Below are 24,356 nucleotides of genomic sequence, written 5' to 3' on the forward strand. Positions count from 1 at the left end.
GAAGACCCAAAGTTGAACAAAACGAAATCTCTTTCCTGATCTCAGGTTGGGCCGCCCCAGGGCACTGCACCGGGGCGGCTATCGCTCATCAGAGATTGGTCATTGCCAGCGATGCCTCGGAGTAGCGCTTGCCAGCGATCTCATCGAGCGGCATGATTGCGCTAAGCTCCGCGAGCTCCCTGGGCGACAGCGCGATATCGGCGGCGGCCGCGTTCTGCTCGAGATGGTTGACCTTGCGGGCGCCGGGGATCGGCACGATGTCCTCGCCCTGATGCAGAACCCAGGCGAGCGCCAGCTGCGCCGTGGTCACGCCCTTGTCTGTTGCCAGCGCCTCAAGCTTGGCCACAAGGGCCGCATTCGCATCGAAATTGTCCGCCTGGAAGCGCGGCAGCTGGCTGCGGAAATCGTCGGCGCCGAGATCGTCAGGCTTGCGGATCGCCCCCGTCAGGAAGCCGCGGCCGAGCGGGCTGTATGGCACAAAGCCGATCTTGAGCTCCCGGCAGGTGGCAAGCACGTCATGCTCCGGATCGCGCGACCACAGCGAATATTCGCTCTGCACGGCCGCAATCGGGTGCACCGCATTTGCCCGCCGGATCGTAGCGCTGCCGGCCTCCGAAAGCCCCAGCGCCCGCACCTTGCCCTCGCGCACCAGCTCGGCCATGGCGCCGACGGTCTCCTCGATCGGAACGCTGGGATCGACGCGGTGCTGGTAATAGAGGTCGATGACATCGGTGCCGAGCCGCTTCAGCGATTCCTCGGCCACGCGCTTCACATTCTCCGGCCGGCTGTCGACGCCTGTCAGCGCCGCTGCGCCGGATTTGGCAGAATCGAACTTGAAGCCGAACTTGGTGGCGATGACGACGCGGTCGCGCACCGGCTTCAAGGCGCGGCCGAGCAGCTGCTCATTGGTGTAGGGGCCGTACATTTCGGCCGTGTCGAAGAAGGTGATGCCGAGATCGACGGCGCGGTGAAGCGTGCGGATCGATTCATTCTCGTCGCTGGCGCCATAGGCGAAACTCATGCCCATGCAGCCGAGGCCGACGGCGGAGACTTCAAGGTCCTGTCCGAGTGTGCGGGTTTTCATGTCTGGCTCCCTTCGAGCAAATAGTGAGGCCGCCAATTGAGCGGCACGAGGCAAACCTAGCGCGCCGGAAGCTTTCAAAAAATACGTGCAATGCGGCACAGGCTGTTCTAACAGATAGATCAATGAACAGGACACAGCTCGCCCAACTCGCCGTTCTCGCCACTGTCGCCGAACACCGCAGCTTCCGCGCCGCCGCCAAGGAGCTGGAGATCGCGCCCTCGGCCGTCAGCCATGCCGTCTCCAGCCTCGAGGAGAGCCTGGGCATCCGCCTTCTGGCGCGCACGACGCGCAGCGTGGCGCCGACGGAGGAGGGGAGACTGCTCTTGCAGCGGCTGAAGCCGGCGCTGGATGAGATCGGCATCGCGCTCGAAGCCGTCAGCGAAGCGGGCGGGCGCCCGGCCGGCACGCTGCGGGTAACCGCACCGCGCTTCGCCTCCGACATTCTGCTTGCACCCCGCCTTGGCGAATTCCTCAACCGCTATCCCGACATCACGCTTGAAATCGCCAATGAGGATGGCTTCATCGACATCGTCCGCGAGGGCTTCGACGCCGGCATCCGGCTGGAAGAGAGCCTCGAGGCCGACATGATCGCGGTGCGCGCCTCGCCGAACCTCACGACCGTGATCGCCGCTTCGCCGGATTATTTCAAACGCCACCCCAAGCCGCTGCATCCCTCCGATCTCGTCAACCACCGCTGCATCAAGCGGCGCTTCACCAATGGCACGATCTACCGCTGGGAGTTCGAGAAGGACGGCCGCGAACTGGTCGTGCCCGTTGATGGCCCGCTCATCGTCAGCGAGGACAGGCTGGCGCTGATCGCGGCGCTGAACGGCGTCGGCCTCGCCTATCTCTTCGATCTGCGCGTCGAACACGAGCTTGCAAGCGGCAAGCTGGTGCGGGTGCTGGAGGATTGGTGCGCGCCCTATCCGGGCCCCTTCATCTACTATCCAAGCCGCCGCCAGATGCGCCCGGCCTTGCGCGCCTTCATCGATTTCTTCCGTTACACGGGCTAAGGCGGGAGCGGCCGATCATGGCGCTCCCGCCTGCGCCGCCGGTCAGGCCGCGGCCTTCTGGTTGGCCGCCGAAGTGGCGAGCTTCGACAAGGTCTTGTCGGTGGCCGCCTCTTCCTGCAGCGTCTGGTCGAGCAGCGTCACCACGTCCTTCTTGCCGAGCGTCTGCGCCCAGGTCTTCAGCGTGCCATAGCGGGCCATCTCGTAGTGCTCGACGGCCTGCGCGGAGGAGATCAGCCCGGCATCAATAGCCGGCGAACCCTTGAATTCCTCGATGATCTCTTCGCCTTCCGCGATGATCCCCTGGATCGCTTCGCAGGTCTTGCCCTGCGCCCGCTTGCCGATCAGCTCGAACACCTGCTGCAGCCGGTCGACATGGCCTTCCGTCTGTTCCTTGTGCGTCATGAATCCGGCTTTCAGCTCTTCCGATTGCGCGGCGCGCGCCATCTTCGGCAGCGCCTTGAGGATCTGCTTTTCCGCGTAGTAGATGTCCTTCAGCGTATCGTAGAACAGATCGTCGAGGTTCTTTTCCTTTGCCATGTCCCTTGTCCTTTGTCCCTGGCTCGTGGAAGCCGCGTCATGCGGCTTCGCAAGGAGAAGCTGGACGAAGGCTAATGGTTCCGATCATTTCGGGTGGCGATTTGCGGCGGATGCTGCAAACTTGCCGTCAGCAGGGCAGGGAGGACGCCGATGAAAAAGCCTGGATCGATGAAAGCACTGGAAGATCTGGGGCGGGCGAGGCTGTCGAAGAACTTCTTCCTGCGCGATTTCCTGCATTCCGAGATCGCCGATTTCTATCGCATCCCGAATATCCCCGAGGATCCGGATCTCGCCATCGAAACCGGCAGGAGGCTCTGCGAGGAGCTGCTGGAGCCCTTGCAGGAAACCTTCGGCCGCCTGCACATCCGATCCGGCTACCGCTCGCCCGAGGTCAACCGCTTCGGTAACCAGAACAAGCTCAATTGCTCCACCAACGCATCGACCGCAGCCCACCACATCTGGGACATGCGCGACGCCGATGGCTACATGGGCGCCGCCGCCTGCGTCGTCGTTCCCTGGGTGGTCGACCGCTATCACGCGCTCGAAGACTGGCAGCGGCTCGCCTGGTGGATCCACGACCATCTGCCCTACGCTTCGCTCTGCTTCTTCCCGAAACTATGGGCCTTCAACATCCAGTGGCACGAACGCCCGCGCCGGGTGATCCAGAGCTACGTCAGCCCGCGCGGCATCTTGACCAAGCCGGGGATGGAGAATTGGGAGGGCGAGCATTCGGAGTGGTACGTAGGGTTTCCGCCGTTGCGGGGTATTTGAGTGTGGATTGTTCGGGGGGGACGATCCACCCACGTTGAGCACGCCTCAACAAGTTCGATGTCGCGGAAAGAACTTATATCGGCTATCGTCCTCATGTTGGGGGGTAAGGACATGGCGCAGGATGTGGTTTTCGTCACGACTGTTTCAGCGCGAGGGCTGATAACTTTGCCGGAGGCAGTCCGCGCGCGTTTGAATTGGAACGCTGGCACGAGATTGGTTGCGGAGGATACGCCAGATGGAGTTATTCTCCGGGAGGCGCCGGCCTTTGCCCCTACGCCGCAAGGATCTGCCTTTGGTATCCTGAAAACAAAACGCAAGCCGAAATCCGCCTGAGACAAGAACGACTGTCTCACAGCCGAGGCGTCAGGCACCAGCCGAAGTGGTAGGCCAAAGCCATAACCTCCCCATCCATCAAAACAACGACTGCTGCATCGGCTTCGGCGGCGCGAGCTTCACACCCTCCAGCTCCAGCATCCTTGCCTTCGACACCGAGCCGCCGGGGGCCGAGAAGCCGCCGATCTTGTTGCCTGCGGCGAGAACGCGGTGGCAGGGGATGATCAGCGCGACGGGGTTCTTGGCCATGGCTTGGCCGACGTCGCGGGCGGCTTCGGGGCCGTGGCCGAGCTCTTTGGCGAGCGCGCCGTAGGTGGTGGTTTCGCCCCAGCGCAGGCGGCGGGCGGCGGCGTAGATGTCGCGGAAGAAATCGTCCTGGCCGGCGAGATCGAGCGCGAGGTCGGAGAAGTCGATCGGCTCGCCGGCGAAATAGCGTTTTACGGCGGCGATGGCTTGCGCAATGTCAGGCGACGGAGCTGCCGGCTCGGCATCGGGGACGCGGCGCAGCAGCAGGCGTTCGGTTCCGTCAGCGCTTGATGTCGGCAGCTGGAAGCGGGTGATGCCGATGGCGTTCCATGCGATGCCGCAGAAACCGCCTGCGGTTTCGAAGATGGCGTAATGCTGTGCTTGTTGGGCCATGGGTCTCGCCTCCCGATCTCGAAGCTTGCCGGCCTAAAGATCGGCCTCACCCGAAAATCGTGCCTGCCGGCCAGGAATTCAACCCGTTTCTTGCGCGCCGCGAATTTGCGGTCAGCCGTGTGCCTGGCGGGGCGCGGCGTCTCCGTGCGCCAGCTTTGCCAGATCCGGGCGGAGCTTGGCGAAGACGGCGTCAAAGCCGGCGGCGATCTTTTGCGGCTCGTAGCGACGCGCGGCCTCTAACGCTGCGCGCGACAGCGCCGGGATGGCCTCGGGCTTTGCAGCCATAGCCGCGATCTCGGCGGCCAGCGCCTTGTCGTCGCCGGGATCGAAGAGATAGCCGTCCTTGCCCGGATCGATCGATTCCGGAATGCCGCCAGCACGGGCGCCGATGACGGGGACGCCTTGCGCGAAGGCCTCGATCACCACGCGGCCGAAAGGTTCGCGGAAGAGCGAGGGAACGACGAGAACGTCGATCTGAGGGAAGAAATCCTCGGGCTTGGTCCAGCCGAGGAACGTCGTATTCTCACAGGGAAATTTCTGCGGCAGAGACTTCGAATAATCGCTCTTGGCGCTGCCGGCGATGACGAAGCGGACGTTCTGGTCGTTCACCAGCCGATGCGCGGCGCTGGCCAGCGTATCGAGGCCCTTCACCGGATCATGCACGCCGATGAAGCCGAAGCGCATCGGCCCTTCCGGCGGCTTGCGCGGTTCTCTCAGGGCAATCGGCGGGACGGCGCCGGGCACGCGGTGGGTGCTGGCGTTCGGGAAATAATCATGCTCGGTGTGGCGGCCGATGATGAAATCGGTCTCGCCGATCACGGCATCGACATAGCGCGAGAAGAACTTCTTGCCGTAGGAGGAGACCTGGCAGGAGGAACAGGCGCGCACGCAATTGTCGTCGCCGCGCCGCATGCTGGCCTTCCAGCAGAGCAAGAAGGCGCTGCGCAGGATATGGCAGACCGGCACACCTGAGCGCTTGGCGGCCGCCCAGGTGGCGACGTTGATGTTTTCGATGCTGTCAGTCAGCACGATATCCGGCTTGAAGCGGCGGATTTCGCGGCGCATGACGAGATAAGCGCGCGGATTGAAATTCTCCAGCGCGTGCCAGATCAGCTTCTTCCAGCCCGGCCGCGGCAGGCGGTAGTTCCAGTCGATATTGAGTGTCTTCAGGCGTTGCACGGGCACGCCGTCATAGACCTCGTGCTTGTCCTCGCCCGAGACGTTGACGACTTCGAGGTCGTGGCCAGCCGCGATCAAGAGCTTGGCGACCATCATCGCCGAAATCGGGCCGCCGCCATCGATAAAGGGCGGAAAGGCCGCACAGGCCATCAGGATACGCATGTACAGTCTCCCGGGATCGATATTGAATGTTCTTCTTTTGTTCTTGATTTCCTCAATTCACCTGCTACCATCCCTGCGTTTCCTGGATAGACAGAGGCGGGGCGGATGCTCCGGTGGTTGGTCATGCACGAACAGAACACGCAATCGTCCTTCGATTTCGCAAGCCGCACGATGCACCCGAAATCGTCAAGATTTGGCAAAGAAACCCTGTTCTTCGCGATCCTGCCGGATACCGAAGCGCGCCAGGCCTGCCTGGAGATACAAGCACGCCTGCAGAGGGAGCATGACGGGCTTCTCTCGCCCATGGCACCGGAACGTCTACATGTCTCGCTCTATGGCGTCGCCAGCGCCGAGAAGATCAAGGACGAGATGATCTTCGCGGCTTGCCAGGCAGCGTCGGCGGTCGATGCCTGCCGGTTTGATCTCAGCTTCGATCATGTCGCGACGTTCAGAACCGGGTCGCGCAACGCCGTCGTGCTCTCGGGCAATGGCGGTCGCGAGCTGTTGCGGCAGTTGCATGTCCAGATTGGTATCGAGATGCATGCGATCGGCTGCGAGCCGCATGTGAAAGCCGATTTTCAGCCGCATGCGACGCTGTTTTATGCCGACGAGACGGTGGCAAAGACCACGCTTGCGACGCCGGTCGTCATGCCCGCGCGGGAGTTCGTGCTTCTGCACAAACGGCCGGGTGAGCCGAACTACGAGCATGTGGAAAGCTGGCCGCTCAGCGAACGCGGCTGACACCTTGCCTCATGTATCGGAACGCGCTTAAAGCTGCTGCAGCAATGACAGCAGCAGCGGAGACGAAAATGGATAGGTCCGAGATCATCATTTCAGGCGATACGGCGGGAATGGAGTGGCGGCTGCCGGTGCTGCGCTTCAAGGGCAGCGATCCGAAGGCGCCGAAGATTTATATCCAGGCGGCCCTGCATGCCAACGAGCTGCCGGGCACGGCGCTGGTGCATTTCCTCTGCGAGAAACTGCGCGCGGCCGAAAGCGCCGGCGAGATCCGGAGCGACATCACGATCGTGCCGCATGCCAATCCAATCGGTGCGGCGCAATCGCATTTCGGCGAGCTGCAGGGTCGGTTCGATCTTGGGACGCGCACCAATTTCAACCGCGAGTTCCCGCTGATCTCGGTCAAGGATCGCGACGGGCTGGTGGCCGAGCTCGACCGCTACAATGCCGTCGACCGGCTGAAGCGACAGTTGATGCATATGGCGCTCGAAGCGGATCTGGTGATCGACCTGCATTGCGACGATGAATCGCTGCAATATGCCTATATCGACGAGGCCTTTTGGCCGGAGGCAGCCGATCTTGCCGCAGCACTCGACATGGAAGCGGTGCTCCTGTCGGATGGCGAAAGCTCTGCCTTCGAGGAGGCGATCGGTTATGCGTGGAAACACGAGACACATGATAAGAAGACGCGGCTGCCGGGCAAGCTCTCGGTCACCGTCGAGCTTCGCGGCATGCGCGACGTCTATCCTGACATGGCGAAGAAGGATGCCGAGGGGCTGTTCAATTTCCTCGCCACGCGCGGCGCCATCGCCCGGCAGGTGACGCTTGCGCCCTTCACCGGCCCTGCCGTGCCGCTCGACAATATCGAGATGATCCGCGCGCCTGAGGCCGGCGCTGTCCTGTTCCACTGCAACATCGGCGAGGAGATCAAGGAAGGCGAGCTGCTCGCGACCATCCTCACCCGGCCGGGCATGGCCGATGGCGCGATCGAAGTGCGTGCGCCGCAGGCGGGGCTGATCGTCACCCGCACCTCGTCGCGCCTGGTGCGCCGCCGCGCCGACCTGATGAAGATTGCCTGCGGGGCCGCCAGCAAGGTTGTGCGCAAGCCGGGCGCTCTTGAGAATTGATTGGGAATAACCGAATGACCGTCACCATCTATGGCATCAAGAACTGCGACACGATGAAGAAGGCCCGCACCTGGCTGGAAGAGCACGACGTCGCCTATGATTTCCACGACTACAAGGCTTCAGGCATCGACCGGGCGCATCTGGAGAAATGGACACAGGACGCGGGCTGGGAAACGGTGCTCAACCGCGCCGGAACGACTTTCCGCAAGCTGCCGGATGACGCCCGCGAGAACCTCGATCGCGAGAAGGCGATCGCGCTGATGCTGGAGCAGCCGTCGATGATCAAGCGGCCGGTTGTCGAGGCTGACGGCAAGCTTCTGGTCGGCTTCAAGCCGGAGATCTATGGCGGGTTCTTCAAGGGCTGATCGGATGTCGAAGACGACGCGGGCGACACAGGTTCTGGAGAAGGCGAAAATCGCCTTCACCGTTCACACCTATGAGTACGATCCGAACGCCGAGCGCATCGGGCTGCAGGCGGCCGAGGCGATCGGCGAAGAGCCGCATCGCGTGTTGAAGACGCTGATGGCCGAGGTGGACGGCAAGCCTGTCTGCGTCGTCGTCCCCTCCGACCGCGAGGTCAGCATGAAAAAGCTCGCCGCCGCCTTCAAGGGCAAGTCGGCCAACATGATGAAGCCGGCGGATGCCGAGCGGCTGACCGGCTACCACGTCGGCGGCATCAGCCCTTTCGGCCAGAAGAAGCTGGTTCCGACGGCGATCGAGGAAGCGGCAATGAGCGAAGCCCTCGTCTACATGAATGGCGGGCAGCGCGGCTTGCAGGTGCGGCTTGCGCCTAAGGATGCGCTTGACGTGTTGAAAGCGACGGCGGCGGCGCTCGTCGCCTGATTGTCTTCAAGCTTCAATTTCGCCGCAAAGGGGTCTAAGTCTGATGCCCTGTCCGTTCGTTTCAGAAGGTGATCGATCATGAACTACATGCCGCAGGGCGATAACGCCGTGGACCCCATCAAGCTCGACAAGCTCGCCGAAGTCGCCGTCAAGGTCGGGCTGCAGCTTCAGAGCGGCCAGGATCTCGTGATCACCGCGCCTGTTGTGGCGCTGCCGCTGGTGCGGCAGATCACCAAGCATGCTTATATGGCCGGTGCCGGCCTGGTCAGTGCCTTCTATTCCGACGAGGAATCGACGCTGGCGCGCTATCAATATGCCAATGATGCGAGCTTCGACCGGGCGTCCAGCTGGCTCTATGAGGGCATGGCGAAGGCCTATGCGAACGGGGCGGCGCGGCTTGCGGTTGCCGGCGACAATCCGATGATGCTTTCCGAGCAGGACCCCGCCAAGGTCGGCCGCGCCAACCGGGCGATGTCGACGGCCTACAAACCGGCGCTGGAGAAGATCTCCAACTTCGACATCAACTGGAACATCGTCTCCTATCCGAACCCGGCCTGGGCAAAGCTGGTGTTCCCCAACGATCCCGAGCCGATCGCGGTCGCCAAGCTCGCCAAGGCGATCTTCGCCGCCTCGCGCGTCGACGTCGAAGACCCGATCGCGGCCTGGGCGGAGCATAACGCCAATCTCCGGAAGCGCTCCAGCTGGCTGAACGGCGAGCGTTTCTCGGCCCTGCATTTCACCGGCCCGGGCACGGACCTGACCGTCGGGCTTGCCGATGGCCACGAGTGGCATGGCGGCGCCTCCACCGCCAAGAACGGCATTACCTGCAACCCGAATATCCCGACGGAAGAAGTGTTCACGACGCCGCATGCGCTGCGCGTCGAGGGGTATGTGTCGAGCACCAAGCCGCTGTCGCACCAGGGCACGCTGATCGACGATATTCGCGTGAAGTTCGAAGGCGGCCGGATCGTCGAGGCGAAGGCGTCGCGTGGCGAAGAGGTGCTGAACAAGGTGCTCGATACCGACGAAGGCGCGCGCCGGCTTGGCGAAGTGGCGCTGGTGCCGCATTCCTCGCCGATCTCGGCCAGCGGCATCCTGTTCTACAACACGCTGTTCGACGAAAACGCCTCGTGCCACATCGCGCTCGGCCAGTGCTATTCCAAGTGCTTCCTCGATGGCGCCAACCTCAGCCAGGATCAGATCAAGGCGCAGGGCGGCAATTCCAGCCTGATCCACATCGACTGGATGATCGGCTCCGACAAGGTCGATATCGACGGCATCAGAGCCGATGGCTCGAAGGTTCCCGTCATGCGGCAGGGCGAGTGGGCGTAACGGTCCAAGCCACTTCACGCATAGACCGGCCGGGTTTACCCGGCCGGAATTCTGGGTCAGCGGTAGTAGATCACGTGGCCGCCGTTCAGCGCCCGCTGCACCTGGATGACATTCTTCAGCGCGATGCCGCGATCGGCGATCGCCTGCATCAGATGCCTGTCGGCGCTGACGGTCGCCTGCGCTTCGCGGATGCCTGATGGCATGGGGTGGCGCAGCGACAGCGGCAGGGATTGCTCGCGCTGCGACAGCGAGGTGATGCGGATGGCGGTGACGCTGTCATTGTAAGCCTTGCCGAAGATGAACTCGGACACTTTCGACTGGCCCGCCAGCGCCGGCGCGGCAGGCAATGCGCCAGAGAGCGCGCCGGCAAGGGCGCCGACCATCAGAAGAGCGGGCAAGATTCTTTTCAAGGTATTTCTCCAGGTCGCATCATGAAGCGGCTGAAATCGCCGCGCCTTTGCTTCCACATAGGCGCTTCACCGCATTTTTTAAACGTCCGGCCGAGCGCGTCGCGACCAATATTTGGTGATCGACGAGTAAGAACGTGCCCTATGTCGGCAAGATCAGAACAGGCTGCCCTGCTTCGGCGGCGCCGCGGGGTCGGCTGCCTTCGGCTCCGAGGTTTTGCTGCCGCGCTTTCTGGCACCTGCCGGCGGCTCGCCGCCCTCGGTGGTGATCGCGCCGATGCGGCCGTCGGAGAATTCGATCGAGATGCCGGAGCCGGCGTGCAACATCGCCGCCTCGGAGACCGGCCGGTTGTCCTCGTCTCGAATGACGGCATAGCCGCGCTTCAGCACGTTCTTGTAGGAGAGCGATTGCAGCATGCGTTCTTGCGCGGAAAGCTCGCCGCGCGCCCGCACCAGCTGGTGGCGCACCGCCGTGTCGGCGCTGCGCGAGAGGTTGGCTAGGCGGTCGCGCATGCGCGATGTCTGGCTCTTCAGCCGCGATGGCAGCGAAGCGAGTGCGGCGTCGGCGCGGCCGATGCGCGATTTCGAGCGATCGATCAGCCGCTCGACGGTGCGCTCCGCCCGCGTCATGCGTTCAGCCAGCATCTGGCGGCGCTCGGCGATGCGGTTCGACAGCATGTCGGGGCGCAGATGCGCCGCCGTGCGCTCGAAGCTGCGGCGCTTGTTCAAGGTGTTGAGCTCAAGGCCACGGCCAAGGCCCGATGCGGCCTCGTCGAAGCGGCGGCGTGGCAAAGCGAGAAGCTGGTCGAGCGAGGGTAGTGCCCGCATCAGCGCCCGCACCTGCTGCCGGCGCTGGTCCATCTGCCTCAGCGTGCTGCCCTGCAGCCGGGCGGCAAGACCCGAGAGCTGCGCCTCCAGTTCCGCCTTGACCGGCACCGCCATTTCGGCGGCCCCCGTCGGCGTCGGGGCGCGCACGTCGGCGGCGTAGTCGATCAGCGTCCAATCGGTCTCGTGGCCGACAGCCGAGATCAGCGGGATGCGGCTTTCGGCGGCGGCGCGCACCACGATCTCGTCGTTGAAGCTCCAGAGGTCCTCAAGGCTGCCGCCGCCGCGCGCGACGATCAGCACGTCTGGACGTCGCGTTGGCCCATTGGGCTCGAAAGCGTTGAAGCCGCGAATGGCGTTCGCCACTTCCTCGCCCGAGCCCTCGCCTTGCACCTTCACCGGCCAGACGACGACATGCACGGGAAACCGATCGGAGATGCGATGCAGGATATCGCGGATGACGGCGCCTGTGGGAGAGGTCACGACGCCGATCACGCGAGGCATGAAGGGCAGCGGCCGCTTGCGGGCGGGATCGAACAGTCCCTCGGCGCCGAGCTTGCGCTTGCGCTCCTCGATCAGCGCCATCAGCGCGCCGGCGCCGGCCGGCTCCAGCGTCTCGATGACGATCTGATATTTGGAAGAGCCCGGGAAGGTGGTGATCTTGCCGGTGGCGATCACTTCCATTCCCTCTTCGGGGCGGACTTTGAGGCGCGAAAAGCTCGTCTTCCAGACCACGGCGTCAATGCGGGCGCGGTCGTCCTTCAGCGAGAAATAGGCGTGGCCTGACGAGTGCGGGCCGCGATAGCCGGAGATTTCGCCGCGCACGCGCACCTGATCGAAGGCCGTCTCGACGGTCCGCTTGATCGAACCCGACAGTTCCGACACCGAATATTCGGTGAGATTGCTCGGCGAATCATTGTCGAAGAAACTGCTCATGGCGCTGTTCTAGCCGAAGAAGCGCGTAAGCGCAGCCCCACTGGCGGGGAGGTTTTTTGTTCGTCGGCGATGCTCAGTGCAGCGTCTCAGCGAAAACAATCGTGCCGTTTCAATAACTTGATGGATCAGCATGGCCGCATCGTACTTCAACGCCGCTCGCGATTTTCCCCGCTGCGCACGATCGCACCATGATTGCGGAAGAAAACCAAGGAGCTTCCCATGTCCGATCGCTTTGCATCCCACACCCCCTCGCTCACCGGCCCGGCCAGCAGTGGATTTCCGATCACGCCCGACGACACCCTGGCGCTGCCGGAAACCACGCGCGCGCTTTATGTCGGCGGCGGCGGCAGCCTTGCGGTGGAGATGGCGTCGGGCGCGGTGCTGACGTTCGAGGGCGTGGCCGACGGCGTGCTCTTGCCGCTGCGCGTGTCGCGCGTGCGCGCATCCGGCACCACGGCAATCGGTCTCATCGGTCTCGTCTGATTTCGAGCGGCGATAGACACGGAACCGCGAATATTGCCGATGCGTTAATTGTTCGTCAAAGCCAGCGGACGTATAGTGAGGTGATTCGGAGACCCTGATGATTGCTCTGACCGCAACAGCAATTGGCATCGCAACCGCGCCGATGCGCAACATCTTTTCCATGGTTCTCGTGGGCTTGCTGATCTGCGGCAGCTATATCTGTGCGGCGCTCTTTGGGCCAACCTCGATCATCGATCTCGCCGTCGCCATCGTCTTCTACAATATCAGCCTGCTCGCCTGCCTTGTCGGGCTGCACCTGATCGGGCGCGCCCGCAAGAGAGCGCGCCTCGTCTAAAATCCCTCAGGACCCATTCGGCGTGTAGCGGAAGAACTGCACCGGCGAGCCCTCTTGCTTCGGTAGAGGCCGCAGGTAGGACGGGACATTGCCCTTTTCCAGCTGTGCGTAGAGACCGTCCGGCTTCAACTTGGCGATCTCGCGCGTCTGCAGGAAATCGGGGCAGAAGGCGAGCGTCGTCACGCCGGTGCCGCGAATGAAGGCTTCCGCATCCGCAGGCGTTGCGAGACCGATATGCATCTCGGTGAGCATGCCGCCCTGGTTACGGTGGTAGGGTGCGGTCAGGATGCGGTTTTCCGTAAAGCGCAGGATATGAACCCCCATGTCCGAGGGTGCGGCAACGAGGCCCGGCGGGATCGACGCCAGCGGCGCGACCACCTCGGGCGAAGCGCAGCCGAGCTTCTCTTTCGCTTCGGCCAATTCGGCTTGGGTGTTATCCAGACGCGAACCGATAAACCCGCCGGCCAGCCCCCAGACCGAGGCAACGCTTAGCAGTACGGTAAGAATATAGCTCAGTGCGGCAGCACCGTTTTCGCTATCGGCATTGGAAACGCGGCGCATGTCGATGATCAGCAGCGCCAGAGGGAAGACGGCGAGCTGGTTGGCGAAGGTCGAACCACGGATCTGGACGAGCGAAATCCCGAAGCTGATGCCAAGCAGGCAGAGCAGGATGAGATGGACGCGGACCCGATCGGCATGGAAAACCCGGAAGACGCAGACGGCGATGCCGAACAATCCTGTCGCGTAGAAAAAGCCGAGCGTATAGGGGTCTTGGCGCATTGCGCCGAGGATCGACTGAGCTTCCTGGACATTGTTTAGCCACAGACTGATCAGCATCGGGTCGAGATCGGCAAGCGGATTGTGCAGGCATTGCGGTGCAATGATCAGCGCAGAAGCGAGCACGCCGGCTCCCACGCCCGCAAGCACCACGAAACGCAAGCCGCGCCCAAGGCCGCTGGCGAGCGCCGCGGCAAACAGGAGCAGGCCGCCGCCAATGGTCGCCAGGCTGTAATAACCGAGCGAGAGGTTGTCGCAGGTCACGGCCGGATAAAGCCGCGGCGGCACCGTGCCGAAGAAGAACAGGCTGATCGACAGGGCGAGCGTCAGACCGAAGGCCTTGGCGGCGGGCGCGAAGGGCTTCCCCTCCCAGGCCCAGGCCAGCGAGACGACGAGGCAGACGCCGGCGACGAAGGGGGTGGTCTCGGCGCCGATCGCAATGGCCAGCGCGGCTGAAAAGCCAGCGATCGCGTAGCTCAGCGGCCGGTAATCCTCATCGAGCAGCATCGCCGTCATGATCGCCACCAGGGCGAACTGGACGTTGTGATGATCGATGGAGCCAGGCAGGAAGCGGTTGCTGGCGACCAGCAGGAAGACGGTGAACGCCAGCGCGATATGCATGCCGAACACGCCGCCGACACGCCGGCCGGCAAGCGCCATACCCCAGAGGCTCGGGATGACGAGCGAGAGCGGCCAGACAAGCAGCGCCGCCGCTTCGGCCCGGTGCTCCGGCAGGAAGAGCGAGAAGAACTTGATCAGCGTGGCGATCGGCAGGTCGATCAGCCGCGACCAGTGCATCAATGTGCCGTTGCCCAAGCCCATGCGATATTGCATGAGATCGAACCAACCCTGCCCGTTCAGGAAATCACGCACCTCGACCAGCCGCATTACATCATCATTGTCGCCGCCGACATAGTCCTTGGCGTTCGGCAGATAGATCACGACGATCGCGACAATCAGCAGGAAGCTATAGAGGAAAACGCAAGGCCATAGTCGCGTCGCCGGCCGCTGCAGCTTTTCGCGGAGGGACATGAATGTTGGTTCACCAGTCATCGGGGCAACAGTCGACATGAAGCAGATCTCGTCATTGATTGCGGCGCGACTGTACGATGCGCGTATCAAGAAAGCGTAAAGTAGCGGCGCGGACGTATCTTCGCGGCTCCATCAGTGACCTTTGTCCTCGTCATAGGCACTTGTTAACGGCCCTGCTTTAGACTTGCCGCAATTTCCTCCTGATGGGTGTGATCATGACTGGATCGCGTGTAGACAATCTGAGCGTCGCAGTTTTGCTTCCCTGCTATAACGAGGCGGCGACGATCGGCGCGGTCGTGCGCGGCTTCAAGGCGGCGCTGCCGGATGCGGCTGTTCATGTCTACGACAACAATTCCACCGACGGCACGGCGCTTCACGCGATGCTCGCGGGCGCTCATGTCGTGCGCGAGCGGCGCCAGGGCAAGGGCCATGTGGTGCGCCGCATGTTCGCCGATATCGACGCCGACATCTACATCATGGCCGATGGCGACGGCACCTATGCGCCGGAGGACGCGGAGGAACTGATCCGCACGCTGCTTTCCGAGCGCGCCGACATGGTCGTGGGCACACGCCGCGGCGTGCACGACGACGCCGGCCGCCAGGGCCACGCCTTCGGAAACCGCATCTTCAACATCCTGTACCGCACGATCTTCGGGCCGGATTTCACCGATATCTTCTCCGGCTACCGGGTGTTTTCGCGCCGCTTCGTCAAAAGCTTCCCGGCGGTCTCGGCTGGCTTCGAGATCGAGACCGAGATGTCCGTGCATGCTTCGCGGCTGAAGCTGCCTGTCAGCGAACTGGAGCTCGACTACGGACGCCGGCCGGAGGGCTCGCACTCGAAACTCTCGACGTTCAAGGATGGTGCCAAGATCCTCTGGATGTTCGCCATGCTGATGAAGGAAACACGCCCCTTCGCCTTCTTCGGCATCCTCAGCGCGCTGTTCATGGCAGCGAGCCTCGGCTTCATGACGCCGGTTCTCGCCGAGTATTTCGCCACCGGGCTCGTCAACCGCATGCCGACCTGGGTGCTTTCGATGGCGCTGATGATGATCTCCTTCATGGTGTTCACGGCCGGCCTCATCCTCGATTCGCTGGCGCGCTCGCGCGCCGAGCAGATGCGCATCCACTATCTCAACGTCGTCGTTCGCCCCTACGAGGCGTCGATATCGACCGCCGCCGAGATCGTCCGCCGCCGCGACGGGACCGCCCGTTTCCAGTGATTGGTTCCGCCAAAGGGGACACAGCTTCATGAATAGAGAGACCACCAACCGGATCCGCTTCGTGCTGGAAGACATCCTGCCGCCGATCCTGCGCGATTCCGGCGCTTTCCGCTGGGCCGCGCAGCGCGTGTGGGGCGATCATATCAGCCACCTCGCACGCTTTCGCGAGCGCGCGCCGTTTCTCTCCGCGGAGGAATATGCCGACCTCTATCGCAACCATCCGCGCGTTCACGAGGGAACGGACAATTCCGCCGCCTGCATCGAGCGCATTCTCGCAACGATCGAGGGCGACAGCGTCTGTGATATCGGCTGCGGCACGGGCGCGCTTCTCAGCCGCATCCAATCCACACATCCGCACCTTAGCCGGCTAACCGGCGTCGATTTCGTCATCGACGACGCATCGCGGCTAAAAGGCATCGAATATGTGGCGGCCAAAGTCGAGACCCTACCCTTTGCCGACGGCGAATTCGACACCGTTATCTGCACGCATGTGATCGAGCATATTCTCGAATATCGCCAAGCGATCGCCGAGCTGCGCCGCATCGCCAGAAAGCGCCTGATCATCGTCGTGCCCAGGGAGCGTGAGTACCGCTACACGTTCAATCCGCATTTCAACTTCTTCCCCTACACCCACTCGTTCCTGCGCGCGGTTCATCCGGTGCCCTCGGTCCATGAATGCGAGGATATCGGCCGCGATATCTTCTACAGCGAAAAGCCGGACGCGATCGCTTGAAGGACGGTTCGATGCTCTCCACCTTTTCGCTCGGCACCTGGATCGGCCTGATCGGGACCCCACTGCTGATCGCCTCCGGCCAGGTTCTCTTCAAGCTGACGAGCGCGACTGCCGGTACGTTCAGCCTCCGCAACGTTCTGGCGCTTCTGCTGAACCCGGTGCTCCTGGCGGCCTTGCTGCTCTACGGCCTCGGTACGATCATCTGGATTTATGTGTTGAAGGCCGTGCCGCTGACGATTGCCTATTCCTTCATGGGCCTGACCTTCTGCTTCGTGCCGCTTTTGGCGCAGCTCTTTCTTGGTGAGGCGCTGACCCTGCGCTATGTCATAGGCGCCGTCTTCATCGTGGCCGGGATGATCGCGATCAATGGCTGACGGCAGGCCCGCACGAGGGGCGCCGCTCCTGCGCTTCGCGGCGCTGTTGCTTGCGGGCGTTGCGGTCGATGCCGCGCTGACATGGCTGCTTCTCGACCTGACGCCATGGCCCGGTCTCGCGCGAACAGTCGGCCTCGCTGCCGCGCTTGCGACACAGCTGATGCTGCTGCGCTTTATCGATGTGACCGCGCAGGGCCGTCTTTCGATCGGCCGGACAGGTGTCACGGCGATCATCTTGATCGCTCTCATCGTCAATATCGGGCTCTACGCCGCCCTGACCGCGACCCTGGGCGATCTGCAGCCGATGGCGGCGACGGTGTTTGCCGCCATCGCCGCGATGTTCTTTGCCCTATTCGGCTACGCCCGTTTCGCCTTCAGGGCTTGATCACACCGTCTCCCAGCCATCCTTCTCGCTGGCGCGATAGATCGCGTCGATGAACGCCTGGCTGAGCCTGGAGCTCTCCAGCGACACGATCTCCTGCTCTTCGCCCTTGGCGGCGCGCGCGAAAGCTTCGGCCTCGCGCTTGTACTGGCGGCTGTCGGGGAAGCGGAACACCGTGGATTCATTGTGGCTGCGGTTGCTGAGTTCGATCTCTTCCGCACCCCAGCGATCGGCATTGAAGGGCGACTTTACCTCGATGAAGCCTTCGCTACCGTGGAACACCATGATCTGGCGGTTGGCCATCTGGGTGGAGATGTAGAAGCTGAGCTCGAAGCCGCCGAAATCCGCCTTGACGCTGGAATAGATGTCGGTGCCGAAATCAGGATCGCGGCGGGTGACTGCCTGGACGCGGCGCGGCTCCTCGCCGGTGACGAAGCGCGTGGTGATGGTCGGGTAGACGCCGATATCGGGCAGCGCGCCGCCACCGAGTGCAGGGATGTTGCGCATGTTGCCGGGGTCGCGGTTGAAGTAGGTGAAGGCGCCCTGCACATGCAGCAGCGTGCCGATGGCGCCGTCCTTTATCAGCTGGCGCACCTTCAGCCACACTGGGGCGTAGGTGACCATGTAGGCCTCCGTCACCAGCACCTTGTTGCGGTCGCGCGCGGCAATCAGGCTGTCGATCTCATCAGCCTTCAGCGCGATGGGCTTTTCGCAGAGCACATGCTTGCCGGCATCGGCCGCCTTGATCGTCCACTCGACATGCTGGGCCGTCGGCAGCGGGATGTAGACGGCGTCGATCTTGTCGGAGGCCAGCATCTCCTCATAGGAGCCGAAGGCGTGCGGCACCGAGAAACGGTCGGCCATCTCCCGTGCCTTCGAAAGATCGCGGCTGGCGATAGCCGTGACGACGCAGTTTTCCGCATCCTGGATGGCCGGAACCACAAGCTCGCGGCCGATCTTTGCGGTCGACATGATACCGAAACGCAGCATGGTCTTTTCCTCTTCTGATTTGATTTCGAGGGGAGATTAGAGACGGCCAGCCCGAGTCGCAATGGCGCGATCACAATTCGCGGCGCTCGCTGCGGCGCAGGTTTCCATCGGCCCTGATGCGCACTAGGTTACAACGCAGCGGCGTCCTGCCGCGGTCCGAATTTCACCAGATTGAAGATTTCAGGAGTATTTCATGGAATTGCGTCGCCTTGGAAAAACCGGCCTTTCGGTCGCGCCGATCGTGTTCGGCGGCAATGTGTTTGGCTGGACGGCCGACGAGAAGACATCGTTCGACATCCTCGACGCCTTTTTCGACGCCGGCTTCAACACCATCGACACCGCGGACGTCTATTCGGCCTGGGTGCCGGGCAACAAGGGCGGCGATAGCGAAGAGATCATCGGCAAGTGGCTGAAGCAGAACAAGGTTGCTCGCGACAAGGCCGTGATCATCACCAAGGTCGGCTCCGAGATGGGTCCCGGCAAGAAGGGGCTGAAGGAGCAGTATATCCTCGAGGCCGTCGAAGCCTCGCTGAAGCGGCTGCAGACCGACTATATCGACCTCTACCTCTCGCACTGGCCGGATGCAGAGACGCCCTACGAGGAAACGCTCGGCGCCTTCGCCAAGCTGAAGCAGCAGGGCAAGATCCGCGCCATCGGCTGCTCCAACCTCGACGCCACGCAGCTGCAATCCTCCTTCGACGCCGCCGAGAAAGCCGGGCTGCCGCGCTACGACGTGATCCAGCCGGAATACAATCTCTACGACCGCGCCCCCTTCGAGGGACCGCTGGCCGATCTCTGCGTGAAAGAGGATACCGGCGTCATCACCTATTACAGCCTCGCCTCGGGTTTTCTTTCCGGCAAGTACCGCAGCAAGGCCGATACCGAAGGCAAGGCGCGCGGCGGCAAGGCGGCAGGCTATCTCGACGACAAGGGCCTGAAGATCCTCGCCGCGCTCGACACGGTCGCCACCGAGACCGGCGGCAAGCCCGCCGAGATCGCGCTTGCCTGGCTGCTGCGCAAGAAGGGCGTCACCGCCCCGATCGCCAGCGCCACCAGCCTGTCGCAGCTCGACAGCCTGACGAAGTCGGCGACGCTTGCGCTCAGCGACGAGGCCATGGCACTGCTCGACAAGGCTGGTGCCTGAGGCGCCTCTCCAGACTTCTCAGATGCTCGGGCTTACACCGAGCATCTGTTGCGCTCACGCGCCGATGATGCGCGACGCTCCTTGAGCGCGCCCACCATTCCGGCTATATTACTGGAAATATCGGGAGGCCGCTCATGAGCAGCTCGCAGAAACGCGCCATCCAGAATTACCGCAGCCGCCTTAGCGAGCGTGGCCTTTCACGCTTCGAGGTGCTCGGGCGCGATGAAGATCGTGATCTGATCCGCTCACTTGCCCGTCGTCTTGCCGACGATACGCCTGAGGCATCGGAACTGCGCGCGACTGTCAGCCGATCCATATCGGGCGAGCCGCCTACGAAGGGCGGCATATTGGCTGCGCTGAGGCGCTCGCCTCTGGTGGGTGCCGACCTTGATCTCGATCGCCCCAGAGATGAGGGACGCGAGGTCGATATTTGACCCGTTTCCTGCTCGACACCAATATCATCAGCAACATCACCAAGCCGATGCCATCGCAGGCGCTGCTGGAGTGGATGACGGTGCAGATGGATGATGATCTCTTCATCGCGTCGCTGACGATCGCGGAGATCCGCAGAGGCGTCCTGGAAAAACATGCAGGCAAGAAACGCGATCAATTAGAAGCATGGTTCGCGGGGCCGGAAGGGCCTCTGTCCCTCTTCTCCGGTCGCATTCTACCCTTCGATGAAGCCGCAGGCCTGGTTTGGGGGCGGTTGATGGCCGAGGGTAAGGCGAGGGGGCGGCCGCGCAGTGCGCTCGACATGATTGTTGCCGCCATCGCCGAGGCCAATGGCTGCATCGTCGTCACCGACAACGAGCGCGACTTCGACGGGATCGACTACATCAATCCGATGCGCGGCACCGCCTAACACCAACCCATCAACAAAAATGCCGCCAGGCGCATCACGCCGGCGGCATCATTGTCAGCATGAGGCAATCAGCCCCGCTGTCTTCAAACGTGAAGCATCATTCCCACTCGATCGTGCCCGGCGGCTTGCTGGTCACGTCATAGACCACGCGATTGATCCCACGCACTTCGTTGATGATGCGGGTGGCGGCGCGGCCGAGGAATTCCATGTCGTAGTGGTAGAAATCCGCCGTCATGCCGTCGACGGAGGTCACGGCGCGTAGCGCGCAGACGAATTCGTAGGTGCGGCCGTCGCCCATGACGCCGACGGTCTGGACGGGCAGCAGCACGGCGAAAGCCTGCCAGATCGCGTCGTAGAGACCGGCCTTGCGGATTTCGTCGAGATAGATCGCGTCTGCCTCGCGCAGGATCTCCAGCTTCTCGCGGGTGATGCCACCTGGGCAGCGGATCGCGAGGCCGGGGCCCGGGAAGGGGTGGCGGCCGATGAAGCTGTCAGGCAGGCCGAGCTCCTTGCCGAGCACGCGCACTTCGTCCTTGAAGAGTTCGCGCAGCGGCTCGACGAGCTGCATGTTCATGCGTTCGGGCAGGCCGCCGACATTGTGGTGCGACTTGATCGTCACCGACGGGCCGCCGGTGAAGGAAACGCTTTCGATGACGTCGGGATAGAGCGTGCCCTGGCCGAGGAAATCGGCGCCGCCGAGCTTCTTGGCCTCTTCCTCGAAGGTCTCGATGAACAGGCGGCCGATGATCTTGCGCTTGGTCTCCGGGTCGGAAACGCCTTCGAGCTCGCCGATGAACTTGTCGGCTGCGTCGACGTGGATCAGGTGCAGATTGTAGTGTTCGCGGAACATGGCGACGACATTGGCCGCCTCGTCCTTGCGCATCAACCCGTGGTCGACGAGCACGCAGGTGAGCTTGTCGCCGATCGCTTCGTGGATCAGCAAAGCCGCAACCGAGCTGTCGACGCCGCCGGAAAGAGCGCAAAGCACGCGCTTGTCGCCGACCTGCTTGCGGATTTCTTCGACCGCCTTCTGGCGGTAGGCAGACATCGACCAGTCGCCCTTGATGCCGGCGATGTTGTGAATGAAGTTGCCGATCAGCTTGGCGCCATCGGGCGTGTGGACCACCTCGGGGTGGAATTGCACGCCGTAATACTTGCGCTTCTCGTCGGCGATGAAGGCGTAAGGCGCGTTCGGCGAAGTGGCGACGACCTTGAAGCCTTCAGGCAATGCCGTAACGCGGTCTCCATGGCTCATCCACACCTGATGGCGCGAGCCTTTCGACCAGAGGCCTTCGAACAATTCGCTGTCTTCGTCGACCTCAAGGAAGGCACGGCCGAATTCGCGGTGATGGCCGCTCTCGACCTTGCCGCCGAGCTGCATGCACATCGTCTGCTGGCCGTAGCAGATGCCGAAAACGGGAAGGCCGCTGTCGAAGATGATCTGGGGCGCGCGGGGCGAACCCTCGTCGACCGTCGAGGCCGGGCTGCCGGACAGGATCACGGCTTTCGGCTTCAGGCTGTTGAAGCCTTCTTCGGCGGACTGGAAGGGAACGATCTCGCAGTAGACGCCCGCTTCGCGCACGCGGCGCGCGATCAGCTGGGTTACCTGGCTGCCGAAATCGACGATGAGAACGCTGTCGGGATGTGCTGTCTGGGTCATGGCGAGCCTTTAATGAAAAGCACCCGGTCTTGCAATGCGGGAAATCCGCCGCCGCGGGATTTTATTGCATCGATTGTCCCGCTTTCGCAGGGCCTGGAGGCGTTTTTCGGGCATAAGAAGCGCTAGAACCAGAATACCCCATCTTCCAGCGCGGTGAACAGGCTGTCGGTGGCATCGGACAGCTTGCGGTCGATCACGTGCAGATATTCGGTCCAGCCGGAGATGTGCTGCAGCTCCTCGACGCCATCGGAAATTCCGCGCAGGCCGATCAAGGGCAGATTGTAAGCCTGGCAGGCGCGCAGGATGGCGAAGGTTTCCATGTCGACCATATCGGCATCGATGGTAGAATAGGCAGCGCCCGAGACCACATTGCCGCCGGTCGACAGGGTCGCTTCCGCGACGCCGGGAATCCGGAGCGGCAGGTCGATCACCGCAGGCAGGTCGAGAAACGGCGTGCGCCCCTTCTCGAAGCCGAGCGGCGAGGCATCCATGTCGCGATAGGAAACCGACGTCACCTGATAGACCGCCGTCTGCTCGAGCTTGGCGGAACCGGCCGAACCGAGCGAGACCACGAGCTGCGGCAGCTCGCCTTGATGTTCGAGTGCGGCGAGCGTGCGCGTCAGCACAACGGCGGCTTCGACCGGGCCGACGCCCGTCATCAGCGGCTCGAAGCGCGAGCGCAGGAAGGGGCCGTACTCGGCCTCGGCGGCCATCACGAACAGGATGGATTTTCCCGCGACCGATTTCAGTTCGAACGTCATCCAGTAATGCCCTCTCTGCCGCGTATGATCATCATGGTGCTGGTCATCGAGGCGATCAGCTTGGCCGGGCCGTCGCTGATGGCGTAGCCGCGCCCGTCGGCGACGATGATATTGGTGCCGGGCTTGGTGATCTCGCCGCGAAACAGGAAGCGTTCGCCGCGCCCGGGCGAGAGCAGGTTCACCTTGAATTCGATCGTCAGCACCGAGGCGTCGGGGTCGATGACGCTGTAGGCGGCAAAGCCGCAGGCCGAATCCAGCACGGCCGAAATGATGCCGGCATGCAGGATGCCGTGCTGCTGCGTCAGCTTCACGTCGAACGGCAGCTCAATCTCCACCATCGCCCGCTCCACGCGGGTGAGTTCGGCGCCGATCGTGTGCAGCGCCGCCTGGCGCGAAAAGTTGGTCTGGATGCGATCGCGGAAATCGCCGCTATCGGTATTGGTCATCTGTCTGCCCTCGTGCGAGCCGGAAAGTGCCATGCGTCGCCGCGCCACACAAGCGCAATGGATCGATGGCCGGTACGATTGTGTACTCAACGCCGATGGCGGGACATGCTAGATCGGGTTGAGATGAAGGGGAGGTCGGCATGCTGCAGGTGAGGCGTTACACGGCTGATGATTGCGACGACACAATCGCGATCTTTCTGGCGGCGATCCGCGAGGTGGCGTCGCGCGATTACAGCCCGGCCGAAATCGAAGCCTGGGCGAAGGTCGAGGATCGCGCCGCCTGGGCGGAGCGCCGCGCCAGCCGGCCAACCTTCATCGCCGAGCATGCGGGAGGCGCGATCGGCTTTTCCGATCTGGAGCCCGACGGTCACCTCGACATGATGTTCGTCCACCCCGCCCATCAGGGCATCGGCGTCGCCAGCCGGCTGCTCTCAACGGTCGAGGAGGAGGCGAAAAAGCAGGGCATCGGCCGCATCTTCACCGAGGCAAGCCTCACCGCGCGGCCCTTCTTCGAGCGTCGCGGCTTCAGCGTCATCGCCAGCCAGAGCGTCGAGAAACGCGGCCAGCGCCTCACCAATTTCCGCATGGAGAAATTTCTCTAGAGCCGTTCCAGCCAGGCGTGGCCGGGGTGGGTCTTCCGCAGCATGGCCCTCAGCCAGTCGCGCTCGGAAGGAGCAAGCTTCGGCAGCGCTTTGGCAAAGTCTATCTCGTCCTTGTCACGCAGGTATTTCGCCTTGAACAAGAGCACGCCGGCCGGCCTGAGATAGGGTATGCCGTCGGCGGTAGTCGCGATCATCCCGGCGCGCGGCAGCGCAATCGAGGGATCGCGCTTGTAGACCCAGCGATGGGCTGTTCCGTCTTCGATCATCATGTCGACGCGCCAGCGGCCGGCGTCGCGATCATGGCACCAAATCTGCGCGATCCCGGCGGGCGGCGCTGTATCTTTTGGCAGGGGAGAGACCACGCCGCTTCCGACGGCGTAAAAATCCAAGTCGCCGAGCGCCTCGCGAAACATCGCGACGTCGTCGCGCAGCACGGTGAACTCCAGGTCCTCGTGATCGCGTGTCTTCTCGCCGTGCCAGAGATCGAGCGCCCAGCCGCCGACCACGCACCATGGCTTCGCAATGCCGCTGAGCCGCAAGGCGAGTTCCGTAGGCTGCCAGGCGTCCCATGCGCCGTGATCGGGGATCGGTCGTGTCTCCATGCGGCCCGTGTTAGCGGCGCGCGGCATC

The 24,356-nt window shown here is 63.1% G+C and carries 30 protein-coding genes; 18 read left to right on the top strand and 12 right to left on the bottom strand.

Translation table 11 applies throughout. From position 1 onward, the window contains the following. Nucleotides 1-88: 88 nt before the first annotated feature. Entirely contained in the window at nt 89-1,084 is a 996-nt protein-coding gene (locus tag J5286_RS01635) for an aldo/keto reductase (protein WP_209188792.1), read from the bottom strand. A gap of 122 nt (nt 1,085-1,206) precedes the next feature. Here J5286_RS01635 and J5286_RS01640 point away from each other — a divergent pair, with 122 nt between their 5' ends. Beyond that, entirely contained in the window at nt 1,207-2,097 is an 891-nt protein-coding gene (locus tag J5286_RS01640; RefSeq protein ID WP_209188793.1) for a LysR family transcriptional regulator, read from the top strand. A 42-nt stretch (nt 2,098-2,139) separates the two neighbouring features. On the opposite strand, the gene J5286_RS01645 is transcribed toward J5286_RS01640, so the two are convergent. Next, entirely contained in the window at nt 2,140-2,634 is a 495-nt protein-coding gene (locus tag J5286_RS01645) for a YciE/YciF ferroxidase family protein (protein ID WP_047506830.1), read from the bottom strand. A 150-nt stretch (nt 2,635-2,784) separates the two neighbouring features. Between J5286_RS01645 and J5286_RS01650 the strand changes: the two genes are divergently transcribed. Beyond that, complete coding sequence (locus J5286_RS01650) at nt 2,785-3,405, top strand: hypothetical protein (RefSeq protein ID WP_209188794.1); 621 nt, start codon at nt 2,785-2,787, stop codon at nt 3,403-3,405. A 111-nt stretch (nt 3,406-3,516) separates the two neighbouring features. Then, nucleotides 3,517-3,738: an AbrB/MazE/SpoVT family DNA-binding domain-containing protein gene (locus tag J5286_RS01655; protein WP_209188795.1), complete on the top strand. Its 222-nt coding sequence runs from the start codon at nt 3,517-3,519 to the stop codon at nt 3,736-3,738. Nucleotides 3,739-3,816: 78 nt separating this feature from the next. Here J5286_RS01655 and J5286_RS01660 read toward each other — a convergent pair whose 3' ends face one another. Both J5286_RS01660 and J5286_RS01665 read right to left on the bottom strand, forming a co-directional pair. Next, nucleotides 3,817-4,377, bottom strand: coding sequence for a methylated-DNA--[protein]-cysteine S-methyltransferase (locus tag J5286_RS01660; RefSeq protein ID WP_209188796.1), 561 nt, complete (start codon nt 4,375-4,377; stop codon nt 3,817-3,819). Nucleotides 4,378-4,488: 111 nt separating this feature from the next. Next, nucleotides 4,489-5,718 carry a glycosyltransferase gene (locus J5286_RS01665; RefSeq protein WP_209188797.1) on the bottom strand — a complete coding sequence of 410 codons (1,230 nt, stop codon included), beginning with the start codon at nt 5,716-5,718 and terminating at the stop codon, nt 4,489-4,491. Nucleotides 5,719-5,823: 105 nt separating this feature from the next. On the opposite strand from J5286_RS01665, the gene J5286_RS01670 reads away from it, so the two are divergent. The 5 genes from J5286_RS01670 to J5286_RS01690 all read left to right on the top strand — a co-directional run bounded on the left by J5286_RS01670 (nt 5,824) and on the right by J5286_RS01690 (nt 9,758). Continuing rightward, nucleotides 5,824-6,459 carry a 2'-5' RNA ligase family protein gene (locus tag J5286_RS01670; protein WP_245205299.1) on the top strand — a complete coding sequence of 212 codons (636 nt, stop codon included), beginning with the start codon at nt 5,824-5,826 and terminating at the stop codon, nt 6,457-6,459. Between the two features lie 44 nt (nt 6,460-6,503). Continuing rightward, entirely contained in the window at nt 6,504-7,583 is a 1,080-nt protein-coding gene (locus J5286_RS01675) for a M14 family zinc carboxypeptidase (protein WP_348529235.1), read from the top strand. 14 nt (nt 7,584-7,597) lie between these two features. Further along, nucleotides 7,598-7,948, top strand: a complete 351-nt coding sequence (locus J5286_RS01680; RefSeq protein ID WP_209188799.1) for an ArsC family reductase — start codon at nt 7,598-7,600, stop codon at nt 7,946-7,948. A 4-nt stretch (nt 7,949-7,952) separates the two neighbouring features. Beyond that, the gene (ybaK, locus tag J5286_RS01685; RefSeq protein ID WP_209188800.1) at nt 7,953-8,426 is read left to right on the top strand and encodes a Cys-tRNA(Pro) deacylase; all 474 of its coding nucleotides are present in this window, start codon (nt 7,953-7,955) and stop codon (nt 8,424-8,426) included. Between the two features lie 78 nt (nt 8,427-8,504). Beyond that, nucleotides 8,505-9,758 carry an aminopeptidase gene (locus J5286_RS01690; RefSeq protein ID WP_209188801.1) on the top strand — a complete coding sequence of 418 codons (1,254 nt, stop codon included), beginning with the start codon at nt 8,505-8,507 and terminating at the stop codon, nt 9,756-9,758. Between the two features lie 56 nt (nt 9,759-9,814). On the opposite strand, the gene J5286_RS01695 is transcribed toward J5286_RS01690, so the two are convergent. Together J5286_RS01695 and xseA are read right to left on the bottom strand one after the other, a co-directional pair. Next, a complete protein-coding gene (locus tag J5286_RS01695; RefSeq protein ID WP_209188802.1) occupies nt 9,815-10,168 on the bottom strand; it encodes a hypothetical protein in 354 nt (117 codons plus the stop codon). A 153-nt stretch (nt 10,169-10,321) separates the two neighbouring features. Continuing rightward, nucleotides 10,322-11,926 (bottom strand): exodeoxyribonuclease VII large subunit, encoded by a 1,605-nt coding sequence (gene xseA, locus J5286_RS01700; RefSeq protein WP_209188803.1) that lies wholly within the window; start codon nt 11,924-11,926, stop codon nt 10,322-10,324. Nucleotides 11,927-12,145: 219 nt separating this feature from the next. Here xseA and J5286_RS01705 point away from each other — a divergent pair, with 219 nt between their 5' ends. Both J5286_RS01705 and J5286_RS01710 read left to right on the top strand, forming a co-directional pair. After that, nucleotides 12,146-12,409 carry a spike base protein, RCAP_Rcc01079 family gene (locus J5286_RS01705; protein WP_209188804.1) on the top strand — a complete coding sequence of 88 codons (264 nt, stop codon included), beginning with the start codon at nt 12,146-12,148 and terminating at the stop codon, nt 12,407-12,409. A 97-nt stretch (nt 12,410-12,506) separates the two neighbouring features. Beyond that, nucleotides 12,507-12,743: a hypothetical protein gene (locus tag J5286_RS01710; RefSeq protein WP_113235905.1), complete on the top strand. Its 237-nt coding sequence runs from the start codon at nt 12,507-12,509 to the stop codon at nt 12,741-12,743. 6 nt (nt 12,744-12,749) lie between these two features. On the opposite strand, the gene J5286_RS01715 is transcribed toward J5286_RS01710, so the two are convergent. Next, entirely contained in the window at nt 12,750-14,591 is a 1,842-nt protein-coding gene (locus tag J5286_RS01715) for a hypothetical protein (protein ID WP_449089824.1), read from the bottom strand. Between the two features lie 176 nt (nt 14,592-14,767). Here J5286_RS01715 and J5286_RS01720 point away from each other — a divergent pair, with 176 nt between their 5' ends. Genes J5286_RS01720 through J5286_RS01735 form a run of 4 tightly spaced genes read left to right on the top strand, consistent with a single transcriptional unit; the run spans nt 14,768 to nt 17,264 of the window. Then, nucleotides 14,768-15,772 (top strand): glycosyltransferase, encoded by a 1,005-nt coding sequence (locus J5286_RS01720; protein ID WP_209188805.1) that lies wholly within the window; start codon nt 14,768-14,770, stop codon nt 15,770-15,772. A gap of 28 nt (nt 15,773-15,800) precedes the next feature. Beyond that, nucleotides 15,801-16,505 carry a class I SAM-dependent methyltransferase gene (locus J5286_RS01725; RefSeq protein ID WP_209188806.1) on the top strand — a complete coding sequence of 235 codons (705 nt, stop codon included), beginning with the start codon at nt 15,801-15,803 and terminating at the stop codon, nt 16,503-16,505. 11 nt (nt 16,506-16,516) lie between these two features. After that, nucleotides 16,517-16,879, top strand: coding sequence for a DMT family transporter (locus tag J5286_RS01730; RefSeq protein ID WP_113198844.1), 363 nt, complete (start codon nt 16,517-16,519; stop codon nt 16,877-16,879). Beyond that, nucleotides 16,872-17,264 (top strand): GtrA family protein, encoded by a 393-nt coding sequence (locus J5286_RS01735; RefSeq protein ID WP_245205301.1) that lies wholly within the window; start codon nt 16,872-16,874, stop codon nt 17,262-17,264. The genes J5286_RS01730 and J5286_RS01735 overlap by 8 nt, the downstream gene beginning before the upstream one ends. On the opposite strand, the gene J5286_RS01740 is transcribed toward J5286_RS01735, so the two are convergent. Further along, entirely contained in the window at nt 17,265-18,251 is a 987-nt protein-coding gene (locus J5286_RS01740) for a Gfo/Idh/MocA family protein (protein WP_209188807.1), read from the bottom strand. Between the two features lie 193 nt (nt 18,252-18,444). On the opposite strand from J5286_RS01740, the gene J5286_RS01745 reads away from it, so the two are divergent. The 3 genes from J5286_RS01745 (at nt 18,445) to J5286_RS01755 (ending at nt 20,257) form a co-directional block, all read left to right on the top strand. Next, nucleotides 18,445-19,395: an aldo/keto reductase gene (locus tag J5286_RS01745; protein ID WP_209188808.1), complete on the top strand. Its 951-nt coding sequence runs from the start codon at nt 18,445-18,447 to the stop codon at nt 19,393-19,395. Nucleotides 19,396-19,529: 134 nt separating this feature from the next. Further along, nucleotides 19,530-19,829: a hypothetical protein gene (locus tag J5286_RS01750; protein WP_209188809.1), complete on the top strand. Its 300-nt coding sequence runs from the start codon at nt 19,530-19,532 to the stop codon at nt 19,827-19,829. Further along, nucleotides 19,826-20,257: a type II toxin-antitoxin system VapC family toxin gene (locus J5286_RS01755; RefSeq protein WP_209188810.1), complete on the top strand. Its 432-nt coding sequence runs from the start codon at nt 19,826-19,828 to the stop codon at nt 20,255-20,257. The genes J5286_RS01750 and J5286_RS01755 overlap by 4 nt, the downstream gene beginning before the upstream one ends. Nucleotides 20,258-20,354: 97 nt before the next feature. On the opposite strand, the gene guaA is transcribed toward J5286_RS01755, so the two are convergent. The 3 genes from guaA to J5286_RS01770 form a co-directional block, all read right to left on the bottom strand. Next, nucleotides 20,355-21,917 (bottom strand): glutamine-hydrolyzing GMP synthase, encoded by a 1,563-nt coding sequence (gene guaA / locus J5286_RS01760; RefSeq protein WP_018899307.1) that lies wholly within the window; start codon nt 21,915-21,917, stop codon nt 20,355-20,357. 122 nt (nt 21,918-22,039) lie between these two features. Continuing rightward, complete coding sequence (locus tag J5286_RS01765) at nt 22,040-22,678, bottom strand: 5'-methylthioadenosine/S-adenosylhomocysteine nucleosidase (RefSeq protein ID WP_209188811.1); 639 nt, start codon at nt 22,676-22,678, stop codon at nt 22,040-22,042. After that, nucleotides 22,675-23,124 carry a PaaI family thioesterase gene (locus J5286_RS01770; protein WP_026283151.1) on the bottom strand — a complete coding sequence of 150 codons (450 nt, stop codon included), beginning with the start codon at nt 23,122-23,124 and terminating at the stop codon, nt 22,675-22,677. The genes J5286_RS01765 and J5286_RS01770 overlap by 4 nt, the downstream gene beginning before the upstream one ends. Nucleotides 23,125-23,264: 140 nt before the next feature. Between J5286_RS01770 and J5286_RS01775 the strand changes: the two genes are divergently transcribed. Then, the gene (locus tag J5286_RS01775) at nt 23,265-23,726 is read left to right on the top strand and encodes a GNAT family N-acetyltransferase (RefSeq protein ID WP_209188812.1); all 462 of its coding nucleotides are present in this window, start codon (nt 23,265-23,267) and stop codon (nt 23,724-23,726) included. On the opposite strand, the gene J5286_RS01780 is transcribed toward J5286_RS01775, so the two are convergent. Further along, nucleotides 23,723-24,355, bottom strand: coding sequence for a nucleotidyltransferase domain-containing protein (locus tag J5286_RS01780; protein ID WP_209188813.1), 633 nt, complete (start codon nt 24,353-24,355; stop codon nt 23,723-23,725). The genes J5286_RS01775 and J5286_RS01780 overlap by 4 nt on opposite strands. Nucleotide 24,356: the final 1 nt, after the last annotated feature.

This window comes from Rhizobium sp. 16-488-2b (assembly GCF_017741815.1).
Taxonomy (GTDB): domain Bacteria; phylum Pseudomonadota; class Alphaproteobacteria; order Rhizobiales; family Rhizobiaceae; genus Rhizobium.